Source organism: Luteitalea sp. (assembly GCF_022842525.1).
Classification (GTDB): domain Bacteria; phylum Acidobacteriota; class Vicinamibacteria; order Vicinamibacterales; family Vicinamibacteraceae; genus Luteitalea.
This window is the reverse complement of sequence record NZ_JALHPM010000060.1, coordinates 18,422-33,346: the sequence shown is the minus strand read 5'-3', so window position 1 is coordinate 33,346 and position 14,925 is coordinate 18,422. Positions and strand designations below refer to the sequence as shown.

Sequence of the window (14,925 nt, the reverse complement as noted above, 5' to 3'; positions counted from 1 at the left end):
CGGCGAGCGGTTCGATCGGCGTCAGACGGTGTGTCGCGCGGAGGCCTTCGAGCAGGGCGGCGGCCTTGCTCGTGCGCGCGGCGGTGAATTGCTCGAGGCGGCCGAGCATCGTCTGGGCCAGGGCGATCTCTGGCGTCGTCGGCTTGGCGAGCGGGAAGTCGGTCGTGAAGACCGTCTGGCCGAGCCCAAGCTGCGGCAGGCTATGTGGAATCCAGTAGAGCCACGGCCGCAGCATCATTGAGTAGACGGCGGTTTTGGCAATCATCATGGCAGCCGCTTTCGGACCAGCGGAGGTCAGCACGTCCATCCGGCGTTTCAGACTGGCCGCAAGATCGTGCGACTGCGTGACGATCGCTCCACCGTCGATCGCGGAGATGTTCTTGCCTTTATCGAAACTGTACAACCCGGCATCGCCCCATGTGCCCGATGGCCGTCCCCCAACGACGGCGCCGAGTGCCTGCGCCGCGTCATCGATCAAGAAAACGCCACGGGCCTTCGCCAGTGTGCTCAACGCCGGGAGGTCGTTTGGCAGACCGTAAAGATTGGTTGCGACCAAGGCGAGCGCTCGCGTGAAGTCGGCTGCTTCGAGCTCCTCCCGATCGTAGTCCAGCGTACTAGCAGAGATGTCGATAACCTTGGGAACTAACCCAGCCTTGATCACCGATGCAGCGACTGAATAGCATGTGTATGCCGGCAGAATGACCTCGTTCCGCTCGGGCGGGGCGAGATCCCGCATCGCCTGCAGCAGGATGGTCAGTCCGGCTCGGCCCGTCGATGTCAGAAAGACCTGATCGGCGCCGAGACGCGACTTGAGTGCCCCTGCCAGCCCGGTAGACACGTCCCCACCCGACAGTAGCCTCGCCGCCCAGCGAGCAAGGTCGAACGCACCGATCGGCGCTCCGGCCGGAGCCACGTATCGAAAGGTCGGTTGCATAGCGGCGCCTCGCGGCCTACCGGACGGCACACCGTGGCGACGGATCACAAGGTGGGACTGTGTCAGGAAGCGGCATCGATTCCCGCGGCTGCCACATCGCGCGCGTCGTCATTTCGCACCGCACCAACGCGGCAACACGCGTTCGCTGAGGTATTGCAGCAGCCCTTCAGCCATCAGTCGCTGTCCGGCTGGCGTCCAATGGGGATCGTAGTCGAAGTACAGAGCCTCTGACCCTCGATAGGCCTCGAACACCGGCTGTGCCTCGAAGACGTCGATGCCGAGAGCTGCGGCGTGGGCACGGACCGTATCGCGTGTCAGGCTGCTGGTGCGTTCGCCCTTCGCCATGTAGTCATAGCGGCCGGGCACCCAGCCCTTCTCGCCGAGCTGGTGCGCCCAGGGATATGTCGACAGCACGAACCGCGCACCCAGGGAGTCCGCCAGGCGCTTGATTCGAACGATGGAGTCGAACACATCGCGCCACTGCGCGGTGCGGTCGACGTCACCCTCGAGGGTGTGCGCGAAGTGTTCGCGTCCGGCCTCGTTCACGACCTGCCGCACGGTAAGGCGCCGGTGATCAAGTGCGCGGTTGGCGTAGACGAGCAGAACCCGAGTGAAGAAGAGATGTCGTGACGACCAGCTCAGAAAACGTTCGTAGGTGGACTGCTGCCAGACCTGCGGCACTGCGATGATCTCACCGGCTTCATCGCGGACGGCCTGCCTGCGGTAGGCGGCTTCTTGAATGAGATCGCTGTTGTCGAGATTCAACACCACGAGGTCGGGCGACAACCGTCCCAGGTCACGCTTCAGCTGCAGATACGACAGCACGGGAGCATAGCTGTCTACGCCGCCGTTGAGCACCTCGACGCCACCGCCGCCACACGTCGCCATCGCCTCCCTCATTTCCCGCTCGACGAGCACGGAGAACGTCTGGTCCTCTTCGACGCCCTTGCCCATGGTGAACGAGTCGCCCAGCATGAGGATTCGCTTCGTGTCTGGCGGCTTGTCGACCGTGATGTCTTTGCCCCGGAGCCCAAGGTGATTCACCCGCTGGATATAGGAAAAATCGCGCTGCCGGATCTCCGCGAACGAGTCTGGCACGAGGGCGTGGTGCCTGAAGGCATCGGGCACGAGCGGCGGGGATAGCGGAACGATCAGCAGCCAGCCGGCCGCGATGTCAGCAGCCAGGTAAGTCAAGACCGTGACGGTGCCGGCCAGGAGCAGATTGCCAACAAGGCCACGGTGGCGAGTGTCCAGCAGCATCGTCAGTGCGACCAATATCATCACGACGCCGCCGAGTGCAGCGGTGGCGACCAGCGCGGCGGGACCTAGCGAGCCTTCGACCACGAGCTGCTGATAGAGGAAGGCTCCGAGAGCTACAACCGCGAGGGTCGTGAGGAGACGCAGTACCATCTTCACGTTGTGTGCTCCTGGTGGATCTGGCCGGAGATATCGTCGAGGAAAGCGCCGAGGGCGTTCTCGAATCGGCGATGCTGGCCTTCGAACCACGCACGGGCGTTGCGGCCGAGGGCCAGCCGCTGTTCCGGCGACATCGCGAACACCCCGTTCAGCTTGCTCTCGAGATCGCCGACGTCGACGAAGTTGCGCATCGATCGCCGCATGGGTTCCGACCGCTCGACCCGGACGAGGACGCCGCGGTCGGCCTCCACCAGTTCGTTCATTGGCGGCGCGTCGGTGGTGACGACGACGGCTCCACAGCTCATCGCCTCTCCGATCACGTGCCCGTAGCCCTCGGCCCGTGATGGGATGACGTGGACCTGACAGCCATTCTGCAGCCGTCGCAACTGGTCATCGGGCACGAACTCCGTCTCGTAGCGGACGTTGGGCAGGGGCGGCAGAGGTGAGGCGGCTTCGCCGCCGTAGCGCCTGGCCCGGCGGACAACTGTCAACCATGGCCACTCGGGGTGGCGCGACCAGGCCTCCACCACTGCTTCGGTACCCTTGTCGGCACTCTGCCCCGAAAGGTGCAGGCAGTGGAGCGGCCCGCTGCGGTCCAGGCCGGGTAGCCATCTGTCGGGGCTCGTGAACGACAGGTTCCGGCAGGTTACGGGCAGCCCGGCGAACGCCGCGACGCCACTCGGCGTCTTGCACAAGACATAATCCAGACGTGGCAGGTGCGCCAGGTTCTCGTCACGGAACCACTCCGGATGCACGAAGAGACAGTTCACACGGGCCGTCGGCAGGTGTTCCGGGAACACTGACTCGATGAAGAAGTTGATATCGAACAGGGGGCGGCCCGTCCCGTTCGACCACCGCTGCTTGAGAAGCGCCCCGGCCGTCATCATGACACTGTGAGCCCGGCTTCGCGGTGTTCGGTGACTGCGTCCTTTGTAGGTGACGCTGCAGCCGGCGCTGGAGAGGGCCCGCGCCAGAACGCCGACGTCAGTGCCAAGGCCGCCACTTTCCCACGATACGATGTTGGCGCGAATCGTTCGCTGCCGTCGCCCGGGCATCACCATTCTTTCACCCTTTACCATTCAACAGCCAGTTCCTCCGCCATCAGTCGAACAACAGCCGATAGTCAGGTGAACGGGGATCGTTGGGCCGATCGAGATCAGCCAGGGGCAGGGTGCGACGCCTCTTCGTACCCTGGACAAGGTCCCGGCGCGCCAGAGTGACCTCGCAGGCTTCCGGAAAACCGTCGCGGTAGGTCGGCGCGAAGTTGTTTGCGTGAACGTGCACGATCTCGAAGCGGCCCCTGGATGCTTCGAGCACGCGTTCGAACACGGGGCGCAAAGGTCCGACATCGTGGAACTCGACCGCAAGGCCGAGGATGCGATCAGCGTATGACAGCACTTCCTCGAGGACACGGTACTCACCGCCCTCGATGTCCATCTTCACGAAGACCCGTCCCGTGCCTGCGCGCGCTAACACCGTAGGTATGTCGACCGAGTGACTGTCGCAGCGATCGTGGATGCGTTCACGGAAGTGCGTCGCCTCGGTGCCGAAGAATGCCCGGTAGTCGTTCAGTCGCAGCCGCCGTCGACGGACGGTTGCCAGGGAAGTTCTACCGGCAACAAGTCCCGCAACTTCTGCGAGAAGTTGCCTCGCGAAGAGTCTGTCCGACACCGTGTGGTCGTAGACGTGGATACGAACGCCGCGATTCAACGCCTTGACGTCCTTCTCGAACTGCCAGTTGTGGCCGAGTCCCATCGAGACCAGGACCTCGGCATTGCGAAGGAGCCCAGCAGGAACGACGTAGCCGCCGTCTGCCTCGCCGCCGACGCGGATGAGCCCGTCAACCTCCAGCGGGGCCAGCCAGGACAGAGACTCCGGGATACGCACGTGCAGATCGGCCGGAAGGCTCACTGCAGCCGCCCAGACATGACGGTACTTGAGATCACGGGATGCTCCTGGCGATGAATGGTCCGATGAGCTGCGTGGCCGCAACCGGCATCTTCTGCCAGGCCTTGATGGCCATGCGGTAGCGCGGGTTGTCCGGATTGAGAGCCGGCATCTCCTTCCGCGTGCGGAGGACGTAAGTCCAGTAGAGCTGAAGCGTCTCGGCGTTCCACTTCTTCTTGAACTGTTCGCCGCCCGAATCTTTCGAAGAGCGGCCAAGGTGAAACACCCGCCACCCGTTCTCACAGGCGTGTTTGATGAGCTCCCAGTACAGCACGTACCCAACCAGCTGGCGACGGTAATCGCTGCGCATGCCGAGCCACATGCCCTCGACCGTGCCGTTGTGAATGCCATCGAAGGCCGCAGCCGCTGGTTGGCCGTCTTCGCTGTAGACCACGCAGATTCGGGTCGAGTCCGGGAATGCGGCCAGGATGGCTTTCAGGTAACCGATACCGAAGATGGGCGTGCCAAGTTCCCGCCAGCTGGATGACAGCACCCTGTAGAAGTCTTCGACGAGCTCCGGGCCAAACCTAGTCACGAACCCGTTCTTGGCCGCCCGCCGAATCTCGGCCCGCTGATCACGCTTGAACCTGGCCATGACCGCCTCCGGGTCCGGGTCGAGTGCGATAGTCATGCTGACCTTATGGTCGGAGCTAGGGTAGCGATCGCTCAGGTAGCGCTGGCTCCTGACTTCGAGGTAGTCGACGCCCCATTCGTCGGCCACGGCCGCGCCCGCGCTCATGAGGCGCGCTTCGATCTCGTCGCTGGCAGAGCACGGCCCGCCATAGTTCACGAAAGGCATGGAACAGGCGATGTTGCCGAAGAGCAAGCTCTTCAAGCGGACAATCGGGAAGATGCCGATAATCCGCCCATGGTCCATCGCGCCGAGGTAGGCCGTCTGATGGCCGAAGCACCTTTCGTTGATCGAGCGCCATTCGGCGCGATGATAGAACGAGGCCCGTGGGGACGACTGCACGAACTCGTTCCACATCGGATCGTGAGTCGAGTCACAGCGGATGATCTGCATACAGAATGATTCGGCAAGTTCAGTGCAGCTGCGGCCAGAGCGGCTCTGCCCAGGGCTGCCCGAACCCAGGAAGTGGTCCGGTCAGCGTCACGAGTACTGATAGGCGAAGAACTGGGCTGTAGCCTGATTCCCCCGACGTTTCATCTCGATGCGCCACATATTCGAATGTGTCCAGTTCCGAACGTGTACCCGTTCCCCCGACTCACGTCCAGAGGGTCACGCGCCAGTGACCGCCTGATCCCGCTGCGCGACGGCTGAGCCATCAGCGATCGCAAGCACGTCGCTGATCGGACCGAATCTGAACTCAGACAGTAGCTGCCGCAGCCTGGCTTCGGTCTGGTCGAGGTTCCGGTAGTGACGGAACCTCGACATGCCGCGGGCTCGGAGCCGGGGCTGTTCAGGGTCGATCTCCCACGGGTGCAGGTAGAAGATCGCAGGATGGTTCTCCCGCTGATTCAGCCGCTGAATACCCCTCTGGGTCCATCCAAAGGGCAGCAGCCGAAAATATCCCCCCCCGCCCATCGGCAGATTGGTGCCCAGGTAACGCACGGTCGAACCTGGCAGCTCCCATAGCGAGCGGCCGTGTCGCTCGATCCGGTGGATGTGTCGTGGCCATGACGGGATCCCATAGCGGTCGTGGCGAATCGGATAAATGCTGGAGTCGAAGGCGTAACCTTCTTCCACCAGGACGTCGAGCGCCCACAGCGACTGCGCAGTCACGGAATAGCTGGGCGCACGGTAGCCCCGCACGGTGACACTCGCAGCGTCTTCAATCAAGGCCTTCGCGAGTCGCAGATCCTGGCGGAAGGCTTCCGGGGTCTTGTCGTAGACCAGACCATGGTCGTAGCTGTGAGAGGCCAGTTCGTGACCTGCACTGTGGATCCGGGCGACGAGTTCCGGAAACCGTTCGGCCACCCAGCCCAGTACGAAGAACGTCGCCCGCACATCGGCGCCGGCGAGGATCTCGAGCAGCCGATCGGTGTTCCGGCAGACCCGGCTCTCCAGGGCCGGCCACTCGTCCTGCGACACCACGTCCGCGAACGCCGAGACGTGGAAGTAGTCCTCCACATCGATCGTCATGGCGTTCAGCACGGCCGCCAACCTAGGAGCCCCCGCGCACGAGTACGGTTTTCACGGTCTCGAGCACGATGTAGAGATCGAAGGCGAAGGACATGTGCTTGATGTAGAAGAGGTCGTACTGGAGTTTTTCTTGCGAATCGTCGACTGACGCGCCGTAACGATGGCGAACCTGCGCCCAGCCGGTAAGCCCCGGCCGGACGACGTGACGCTGTCCGTAGAAGGGAATCTTGCGGGTCAGTTCTGCGATGAATTCCGGTCGCTCCGGCCGGGGTCCAACGAAGCTCATGTCGCCGCGAAGGACGTTCCACAGTTGCGGCAGTTCGTCGAGGCGGGTCCGGCGGAGAAAACGTCCGAGTTTGGTCACCCGAGGGTCGTTCTCTCTGGCCCACACGGCACCGCTCGCGGTTTCGGCATCAACGCGCATCGACCGGAACTTGTGAATGGTGAACGTCACGCCGTCCTTCCCGACGCGCTTCTGGCTGTAAATGGCCGGACCCGATGAGCCGAACCTCAGCGCCAGCCACACTCCGAGCATCAGCGGCGACGCGAGCAGCAGGCCGACGATGGCGAAGACGATGTCGGAGACACGCTTGACTCCCTCCATCGTGTCGCTCTTTCTGAATCCGTCGGAGAAGATCATCCAACTCGGACGCAGGTTCTCGACCGCGATCTTGCCGGTGTACTGCTCGTACACAGACGCAAGGTGATCGAATCGCACACCGTCGTTCAGCTTCATGGCGAGGAGTTCGTCCATGTTCAGCTTGCCGCGTGCGTCTGCCAGGCTGACGACCACGCGATCGACTCGCCCGCTGCGGACAATCGCCGGTACGTCCTTGACAGTGCCGATGATGTCGACACGGTTGGCGTCAGCACCAGACGCGCTGCCCACCTTCGCCGGATCGCTGTCGACGAACCCGACCAGCTCGGCACCGAGCTCGCTGCGCCGCTCGAGCAGTACACGGGCAAGGTTGACGGCGGCCGGCCCGGTGCCGACAATCAGCAGCCGTTCCGTGGGCCGGCCGCGCGTCGAAATCCATTCGAACGCGATACGCCAGCCTGTCACCAAGGCGATGATGAGCACCGTGGCCAACGCAAACACGCCACGGCCGAGCATTAGGCCAGGTACCCAATAGTAGACAATGGCGAGGACTACTGATGCGGCACCGAGCGACCGCAGGATGCCGACGAGCAGATCTCGCTGATCGGCCAACGTCCGCATGTCGTACAGATCGCCGTAATGGAGGCAGACCTGCAATATGCCGGCGACGAAGAAGGCGCGGATCGCCCACGCGAGGTACTCGTCGACGGTCTCCGGAGTCCCCAGCCTCACGACAGCTGCCAGCACCACAGCGAACACGATCAGGCCGTGCTCGACCGCGACGAAAGCGGTGCGTCTGAGGCTGAAGCCGCCGGTGATGATCCGATACATCGTCAGTCTCTGGGATGGCCGTAGTAGTAAGGTGTGGGCCCGGTTCCTTCGACACCGTTGAGCACCACTCCCAGAATCTGCTCTCGTCCGATTGCGTCGACCGCCCTCTGCACGTCCGGACTTTGTGTCTGGCCGGCGCGAATGACGAACAGCGTGCCGCTGACCATCTGCGCCAGCAGGCGGGCATCGGTGGCGGCGCTTACCGGCGGTGCGTCGACAATCACCCAGTCGAAACGACTCGTGGCTTCTTCGAGGATCTGCCGCATGCGGGGCGAGGTAAGGGCCTCGATCGAGTTCGAAATCGGCCGACCCGCCGGCAGCAACGAAAGGCGGTTGGTGATCGCCACCAGCGCGAGCTTCTGCTCGGTCGGTGACGTCAGCGCTTCGCTCAAGCCGCAGCCATCGGACTGTTCGAAGATGTCGGGAATTGACGGCCGGCGGAGATCGGCGTCGATGAGGAGGACCCGGTATCGATACGACTCGGCCAGAACCAGGGCGAGATTGACGGCCGTCAGCGTCTTGCCATCGCCAGGAGACGCGCTCGTCAGCATGACGTCGCTGAGTCCGTTCGCCAGATGCGCGTGATGCAGCGTGGCCGCCAGTCGGCGGAACTGCTCCGTGAGGCCGAGGTCGCTCTCTGGGCCGGCTGCCAGCCGCTCGCGCCACTGCGACGAAAAGCGGATCATGCCGCCCGTGGGTTGCGGCGCCGCTCCAGGCGTCAGCAGCGTCGACCCCGCAACCGGCGTACCCTCCGCGGCGTCGACCACGGTCCAATCCGCCTGGAAGAGCTGGCTCTTCGCTGCCGAAGCGTCTGGCGTCTCCGCCGACACCGCACGTTTGAGTGCCTCGTCTATGCGTCCCACACCTGCACCTTTAGAGAAGGCTGTTCCAGAGCTTCAGATTCCACGCAACGTATCCGGCCACGGCCACGCAGAGGGCGCCGATGACCGAGACGACGAGGCGACGCTTGCGGTCGCGTGCCTTCTCGGCAGCGGTTTCGATGTAAGGCACTGTCGCAAGCACCGGCAGGGACAGGCTCTCGAGCACATCTGTTTCGGTCCGGAAACTGCGATCCCTTATCTCGAGCAGCGCAGCGAGTCCGAGGCCGATCAGGAGACCCGCCAGGAGGCCGCCTGCGTTGTATCGCACCCGCAGTGACTGTACTGGACGCACCGGGACCTGAGCAGGATCAACGATCCGGAAGCGTTCGCCGATGTCCTGATCTTCGAGGTTGGCGGCCAGATCAGCGGCGGTACTCTTGGTGAGCAGCTCACGGTAAGCCGCTTGCATCGTGTCGTAGTCGCGCGTCAGCTTGACCCACTCCGACTCGAGACCTGGAACCGCTTCCAGTCGACGCTGGTACTCCGCGATCTCGCCGCGCACGCGGCGCTCCTCGGCCTCCCTGAAGCCGATCTGGCGATCGAGACTCTCGATCTCCGCGGCCATCTCGCGCAGACGCTCGCGGCGCGCCAATTCGGCCGGAGTCAGGACGCCTGACGGGGCAGCGGTGTTGGGCTCGCGCGTGGCCGCCACCTGTGCTTCCGCGGCAGCCTTCGGCTCGAGTTCCGCGACCTGACGCCTGGCGCGGACGACGTCAGGATGATCGGGCTTGTAGCGGGTCTCGAGGCCATTCAAGTTGGCGCGCGCTGCGGCCAACTGTTGCTGCGCGGTGGCGCCGACCGCTGGCGCGCTGCCTGCCTGGGCCACCGCGACCGGTGTGGGCGGCGGCTCGCTGGCGGCCTCACGGTAAAGCCGCTCGAGCATCTGCTTCCGGTCGCGGTCCCTCGCGATCGACTCGACGAGGCTCTGCGCTTGCAGCTGGGTGCTCGACAGGGACTGGACATTGGACTGGGTCTGCGTCGGAAGTTCCTGACCGTGACGCTGCCGGAAGGCTTCGAGCCGTTGCTCCTGCACCTCGAGTTTGGTCCTTGCGTCGGCGAGCTGAGTCTCAAGGAACCGGTTGGTCGCGCCGGCCAGCGCCCCACGGTCCCTTATGTTCTGGTCAACGAAGATCTCGCCCAAGCGCTGAGTGACTTTCGCCGCGAGTGCGGGATCGGTATGTACGAAGCGGACGCGGAAAGCCGCCGGCTGAGGTACCTGCCCCGCCCGTGCCCGGGCGTTCTCCCGGACCACGTTGATGCTCTCGCGCATCTTCGCAATCACTTCTTCCTGCGGCAGCGCCTCGATTTCTTGAGGGTAGAGACCGAACTCCTCGATCAACTGCAGCAGGTTCGTGCGGCTGAGCACCTGCACCTGCAGCGCGTCGAGTCGGCGGTCCGTTTCGAGCGTGACCGTAGTGCGCACGAACGAGTCTGGCACCCGCTGAGGGTCGATGGCGATGAGCATGTCCGACTCGTACATGTTCGGCAGCTGCGACGAGTAGACGAGCGCTCCAAAGAGTGTGACCACCGGGGGCAACACAACGAGCCAGGCCCGGCGACGGGCCATGTTCAGTAGTTCTACGGCGGTGAGTCTCTTGCCTGGTAACATGACCGAGCACCTGCGTCAGAAGCGTCCGTAAAGCGGCAGCCAGAAGGTCAGGCCGACTCTGACGGAATTGCGGCCGAAGTTTGTGGGAAACGACGACGGCACCACGGAGACGTTCTGGAATTCATGGTTGTTGTAGCTGTAGAGCACAGTGACCCCGACTCTCGTGCCGAACCCGTAGCGGAGCATCGCGTCGATCATCGTCTGGTCGAATGCGCCCCGCGCGCCGACCAGTGTCCGTCCCTGCGAGTAGCCGCCGGTGATGTCGAAGGTCAATCGGCGCCGGGCGGTGCCATCAAGGCTCACGAGGACGGCGTTCGAACTGAACGGTTCCGGGGACAGGCCAAACAACACGGTGACATCCCGTCGGGTGGTGAGCGACATGCCCCACGACGAGACCACGCCCAGCCGGACCGAAGCGGACACGGTTGGCGAAGTGAGTTGGATGTCCGATTGACCGAGGGGGCCGCTGGCGTCGACTCTCGCTGCGCCGCCCCCGGCCATGAAAGCCAAGCTGCGCCGCGGCGAGAGGCGTCGCTCGTAGCGCAGGCGGCCTTCGGCCGTCTGAACACCGAGGCGCTGCTCGAATCCGTCGTCGAGGCGCTGCGGATTCGAGAGGTTCCGGTAGCTGAGTTCGAAGGCGGTGTTGCCGGTAGGCCTCCAGGCATGTTCCAGCGCCGTCGTGCGCGCCCGACTCTCGAAGCCCACACCGGACAGCGGTCGCAGCCAGGATACGCTGTAGCCGATGCTTGTCCGCTGACGCGGCGTCCAGCTGTAGGAGGTGTCGCCGCCGACTTGAGAGGCCAGCCACCGCTGCGACGTGAGCGACGGCCGGAAACTGGCTGGCGCCTCCAGCCCGGTGCTCGACCCGGTCTGCCCGGTGGAGACGTTGCGGCCAAGCGTATCGAACGTCCCGAACAGGAAAGCAGGCTCGTATGAACTTTCGGCCATCATGTTCAGCCGTGAACGTCGTCCGATGTTGGTCGTGCCTCGCAGCTGTCCGCTGCCTCTGATGAGGCGGTAGGAGGGCAGGCCTCCGCCGACCTGCTGCTGGCTCACGGATCCCGAACCGACGCCGACGAGCGACCGTTCGGGCCGGCCGACGCGATAGCTCAGCGTGGCCGCGCCGGTTGCGACGTAGCCGCTTTGGATCGGCACGAGGGAGTCGCCCTCCGCGGTCGTCTCGGTGATGCGATTGTCCTCGTATCCGCCATCCTGGTCGAACGTCACGCTCAGCTGCGGCGCCGCGACCGTGCCGCTGCCGCTGCCGAAGAGGCCGGACGAACCACCTGGCGGGCCTTGGACGACCTGCGCGCCTGCTCGACACACGAGTCCCACCAGAACGACGAACATCGTGCAGGAGACCCGCGGGGCGATCACAGGAGGGCCGCCTTAAGGAACGACAACGGTGTCGCCGGGACGCAGCACGATGTTCTGCTCCAGGCTCTTTCCGGCCGTCACTTCCCGGTAGTTGAACTTGAAGCGTTCCGTACGCCCGTTGACCGTTCGAAGGATGGAGATGTTCTTGGCGTTGGCGTACTCGGTGAGGCCGCCGGCAAGCGCCAAGGCCTGCACCACGTTCAAGGGACCCTTCAGGACATGACCTCCAGGGCTGGTGACCCGACCGGTCACGAAAATGCGGCGACTGTTGATCGCGCGGACGACCACGACGACGTTCGGGTCCGTCAGGTACTTGCCAGCGTGAGTCATGATTTCTGCCTGCAGATCCTGCGGACGCTTACCGGCGGCTTGAACCTCGCCGATGACCGGCAGTGTGATCTTGCCGTCCGGTCGTACGGTGACGTCGCCACTCAGTTCCGCTTCGCGCCAAAAGACGACGCCGAGCACGTCCTCCGGGCCGATCGTGAAGTCGGCGCTCACGTCGGCGGCGCTGGGCTGCGCGGACGGCGCGGCGGGTGAAGCCACCTGCGCGGCTCCGGCCATATCGATCGTGGCGCCCAGGACGACGAGCGCAAGAGTGAGGCGTGTGATGTGCATCACGAGAAGAAGGAAAAACGCCGCCTGAGTCGCGGCGTGGATGAACCGAACATGAGCCGCTCGACTGGGACGACCGCCGACTCAGCGGGTGCCTCGGCGACCTGACCAAGCGCTGCGGGCGCGGTGTTGAGGTCAAAATCGCTGCAGACTTCGTGCACGATCTCAGCCGACACGGGCTTCACCTGCGCGGCGAAACCGCCAATCAGCGCATTGTCGCAGATGACGTTGATGGTGCGCGGGATACCTTTCGAGCCGCTGAAGACCGCCAGGACCGCATCGCGCGTAAAGATTTCGCTCGGTGCGCCACCCGCAATGCGCAGGCGGCCCGAAATGTACGACGCGGTCTCGGGCAAGGTGAGCGGGCCCAGCTCACAGCGCAGTGCGACGCGCTGCTTCAGCTGACGGAGCGAGGTCTCGTTGAGCCGGTCGGCCAACTCCGGCTGACCGCACAGCACGATGTTCAGCAGTTTCGTCGTGGACGTTTCGATATTGCCCAACAGGCGAATCTCTTCGAGCAACTCGTGTGGCATGCTTTGTGCCTCATCGACAATGAGTCCCGTCAAGCCGCCGGCGGCGAAGCGCGTTTCCACCGCCTGCTGGAGGCCCGCAAGAAATCGCGTCTTCGATGTGGCGGCATCGGGCGAGAGGTCAAATTCGCGGGCGAGAAACTCGTAGAACTCCTGACGCCCCAGCGTTGGATTGTTTATCAGGACATAGCGGCTTTGCGTGTCGCCTATCCCGGCGAGCGCCGTTCGCACCAACGTGGTCTTCCCGGTGCCCGCCTCGCCCAAGACTAGGGTGAAGCCTTTGGATGCGGCCAGTGCGTAGCGAAGGTTGCTGAGCACCTCGCCCTGCCTGGCAGTCAGGAACACGAAACGAGGATCGGGCGTCAGATCGAAAGGGGCCTCTTCGAGTCCGTAGAAGGCCCCGTACAAGGGCGCGGTCTTCCACGTGCTTTTGTCTGTTGGCAAGGCCATGTTCGTGTTATCGACGGCTGGGCCGATCATTCTTGAGCGCAACGCGACGTCCGCAATCCCCTCTGCAAAGGTGAAGCCGGAACAGCTCAGCCAGAATCATGACACATAAGTCATTATTTAACAACTAGATACGGAGCACGGAGCTTGTGAAGAGACGGCCTGCTTTCGGCCCGACGACAGTAAATGGCCATGCCAACGACAACTTAAGTCACCCGGAAAGGCGACAAATTTCCTGCCTCAGCCTCAATCTTGTATAGATGAGCTACCTGTCTGCCGACTGCGTCGCGCCGCCGTTCTCGTCGGCCAGGTCGGTGGCGGCTCGGAGGTGATGGGCGGAAGCGCCGTAAACTATGCTGGCATCGAGTTCGACTCGGGGTCGGTGTCTCCGGTGTTAGCCTTGTCTGCCGGAGCACCTTCGCGCTGAGGGACCTCACGGTCTTCGGCGGGTCCGGTGACTCGCTCATGTTTGCGCCGGGAGTGGCTGTGAGTGTGATCGAACTGACCGAGGAGCAACTGAAGCTGCAGAAGGCCGCGATTGCCTTCGCGCGTGAGTCGCTGACCAGCAACATGGTCGCGCGGGACCGCGAGTCACATTTCGACCGCGACGCCTGGCGGCGTTGCGCCGACTTCGGCGTGCTGGGCATGCCCATTCCCCAGGAATACGGTGGGCTGGGGCTGGGCCTCACCGAGCTGCTGGCCGTGATGGAGGGCCTGGGCCGTGGAACCCGGGACCAAGGTCTGCTCTTCTCGTTGAACGCGCATCTGTGGACCAATCCGATCCCGATCCTGCTCTACGGCACGGCCGAGCAACGCCAGAAGTACCTGCCGCCGCTGTGCGACGGCACGCTCATCGGCGCCAACGCGGCGTCCGAGCCCGACTCCGGGTCGGATGTGTTCTCGATGCGCACCCGCGCGACCCGTGAGGGCGACTTCTACGTCCTCAACGGCAGCAAGACCTTCGTCTCCAATGCGCCGGTCGCCGATCTGTTCGTGGCCTACGCCACGGTGAATCCGGCCCTGGGCTCGATGGGCATCACCGGCTTCATCGTCGAGCGGGATACACCCGGACTCACCGTGAGCCCGCATCTCGAGAAGATGGGTCTGCGGACGTCGCCGATGGCTGAGGTGATCTTCGACAACTGCCGGATCCCGGTCTCGCAGCGGTTGGGCCGTGAAGGCCGCGGCGTGGCGGTCTTCGAGTGTTCGATGGAGTGGGAACGCGGCTGCATCCTCGCCAGCTGCCTTGGCGTAATGGAGCGCCAGCTCGAAGACTGCCTGGCACACGCGCGGGCGCGCAAACAGTTCGGCAAGTCCATCGGCAAGTTCCAGTCGGTGGCCAATCGGCTGGTCGACATGCGCGTCCGCATCGACACCTGCCGGCCGCTCATCTACCGGATCGGCGTCCTCAAGGACCGTGGCGTGGATGCCACGACCGAAGCTGCGATCGCCAAGCTGTACGTCTCGGAAAGCTACGTGAAGTCGTGCCTCGACGCGGTGCAGATCTTCGGTGGCTACGGCTACATGACTGAGCAGCAGGTCGAGCGGGACCTGCGCGACTCGGTCAGCAGCACCCTGTACTCGGGCACATCCGAGATCCAGCGCAACATCATCGCCAAGGGTCTCGGCCTGTGAT

General features: G+C 64.0%; 13 protein-coding genes. 1 reads left to right on the top strand and 12 read right to left on the bottom strand.

The features are described from left to right. From Q0C41_RS13835 to Q0C41_RS13780, 12 genes are all read right to left on the bottom strand, one after another. Positions 1 to 934: DegT/DnrJ/EryC1/StrS family aminotransferase (locus Q0C41_RS13835; protein WP_291984374.1), on the bottom strand; the 934-nt coding region annotated here is incomplete at its 3' end. Positions 935 to 1,042: 108 nt separating this feature from the next. After that, a complete protein-coding gene (locus Q0C41_RS13830) occupies positions 1,043 to 2,350 on the bottom strand; it encodes a hypothetical protein (protein WP_291984373.1) in 1,308 nt (435 codons plus the stop codon). Then, positions 2,347 to 3,237, bottom strand: coding sequence for a glycosyltransferase family 4 protein (locus Q0C41_RS13825; RefSeq protein ID WP_291984372.1), 891 nt, complete (start codon positions 3,235 to 3,237; stop codon positions 2,347 to 2,349). Before Q0C41_RS13825 ends, Q0C41_RS13830 begins: the two co-directional genes overlap by 4 nt. A gap of 214 nt (positions 3,238 to 3,451) precedes the next feature. After that, complete coding sequence (locus Q0C41_RS13820; RefSeq protein WP_291984371.1) at positions 3,452 to 4,261, bottom strand: hypothetical protein; 810 nt, start codon at positions 4,259 to 4,261, stop codon at positions 3,452 to 3,454. Between the two features lie 31 nt (positions 4,262 to 4,292). Next, a complete protein-coding gene (locus Q0C41_RS13815) occupies positions 4,293 to 5,321 on the bottom strand; it encodes a FemAB family XrtA/PEP-CTERM system-associated protein (protein WP_291984370.1) in 1,029 nt (342 codons plus the stop codon). 216 nt (positions 5,322 to 5,537) lie between these two features. Next, entirely contained in the window at positions 5,538 to 6,413 is an 876-nt protein-coding gene (locus Q0C41_RS13810; protein WP_291984369.1) for an XrtA system polysaccharide deacetylase, read from the bottom strand. A gap of 10 nt (positions 6,414 to 6,423) precedes the next feature. Continuing rightward, a complete protein-coding gene (locus Q0C41_RS13805) occupies positions 6,424 to 7,830 on the bottom strand; it encodes a TIGR03013 family XrtA/PEP-CTERM system glycosyltransferase (protein WP_291984368.1) in 1,407 nt (468 codons plus the stop codon). Between the two features lie 2 nt (positions 7,831 to 7,832). Then, the gene (locus Q0C41_RS13800; RefSeq protein ID WP_291984367.1) at positions 7,833 to 8,597 is read right to left on the bottom strand and encodes a CpsD/CapB family tyrosine-protein kinase; all 765 of its coding nucleotides are present in this window, start codon (positions 8,595 to 8,597) and stop codon (positions 7,833 to 7,835) included. 106 nt (positions 8,598 to 8,703) lie between these two features. After that, positions 8,704 to 10,176, bottom strand: a complete 1,473-nt coding sequence (locus Q0C41_RS13795; RefSeq protein WP_291984366.1) for a GNVR domain-containing protein — start codon at positions 10,174 to 10,176, stop codon at positions 8,704 to 8,706. A gap of 159 nt (positions 10,177 to 10,335) precedes the next feature. Beyond that, positions 10,336 to 11,697 carry a hypothetical protein gene (locus Q0C41_RS13790; protein WP_291984365.1) on the bottom strand — a complete coding sequence of 454 codons (1,362 nt, stop codon included), beginning with the start codon at positions 11,695 to 11,697 and terminating at the stop codon, positions 10,336 to 10,338. A gap of 12 nt (positions 11,698 to 11,709) precedes the next feature. Then, a complete protein-coding gene (locus Q0C41_RS13785; protein WP_291984364.1) occupies positions 11,710 to 12,315 on the bottom strand; it encodes a polysaccharide biosynthesis/export family protein in 606 nt (201 codons plus the stop codon). Next, entirely contained in the window at positions 12,315 to 13,292 is a 978-nt protein-coding gene (locus Q0C41_RS13780) for an AAA family ATPase (RefSeq protein WP_291984363.1), read from the bottom strand. The genes Q0C41_RS13785 and Q0C41_RS13780 overlap by 1 nt, the downstream gene beginning before the upstream one ends. A 483-nt stretch (positions 13,293 to 13,775) precedes the next feature. Between Q0C41_RS13780 and Q0C41_RS13775 the strand changes: the two genes are divergently transcribed. Next, positions 13,776 to 14,924, top strand: a complete 1,149-nt coding sequence (locus Q0C41_RS13775; protein ID WP_291984362.1) for an acyl-CoA dehydrogenase family protein — start codon at positions 13,776 to 13,778, stop codon at positions 14,922 to 14,924. The last annotated feature ends 1 nt before the right edge of the window (position 14,925 follow it).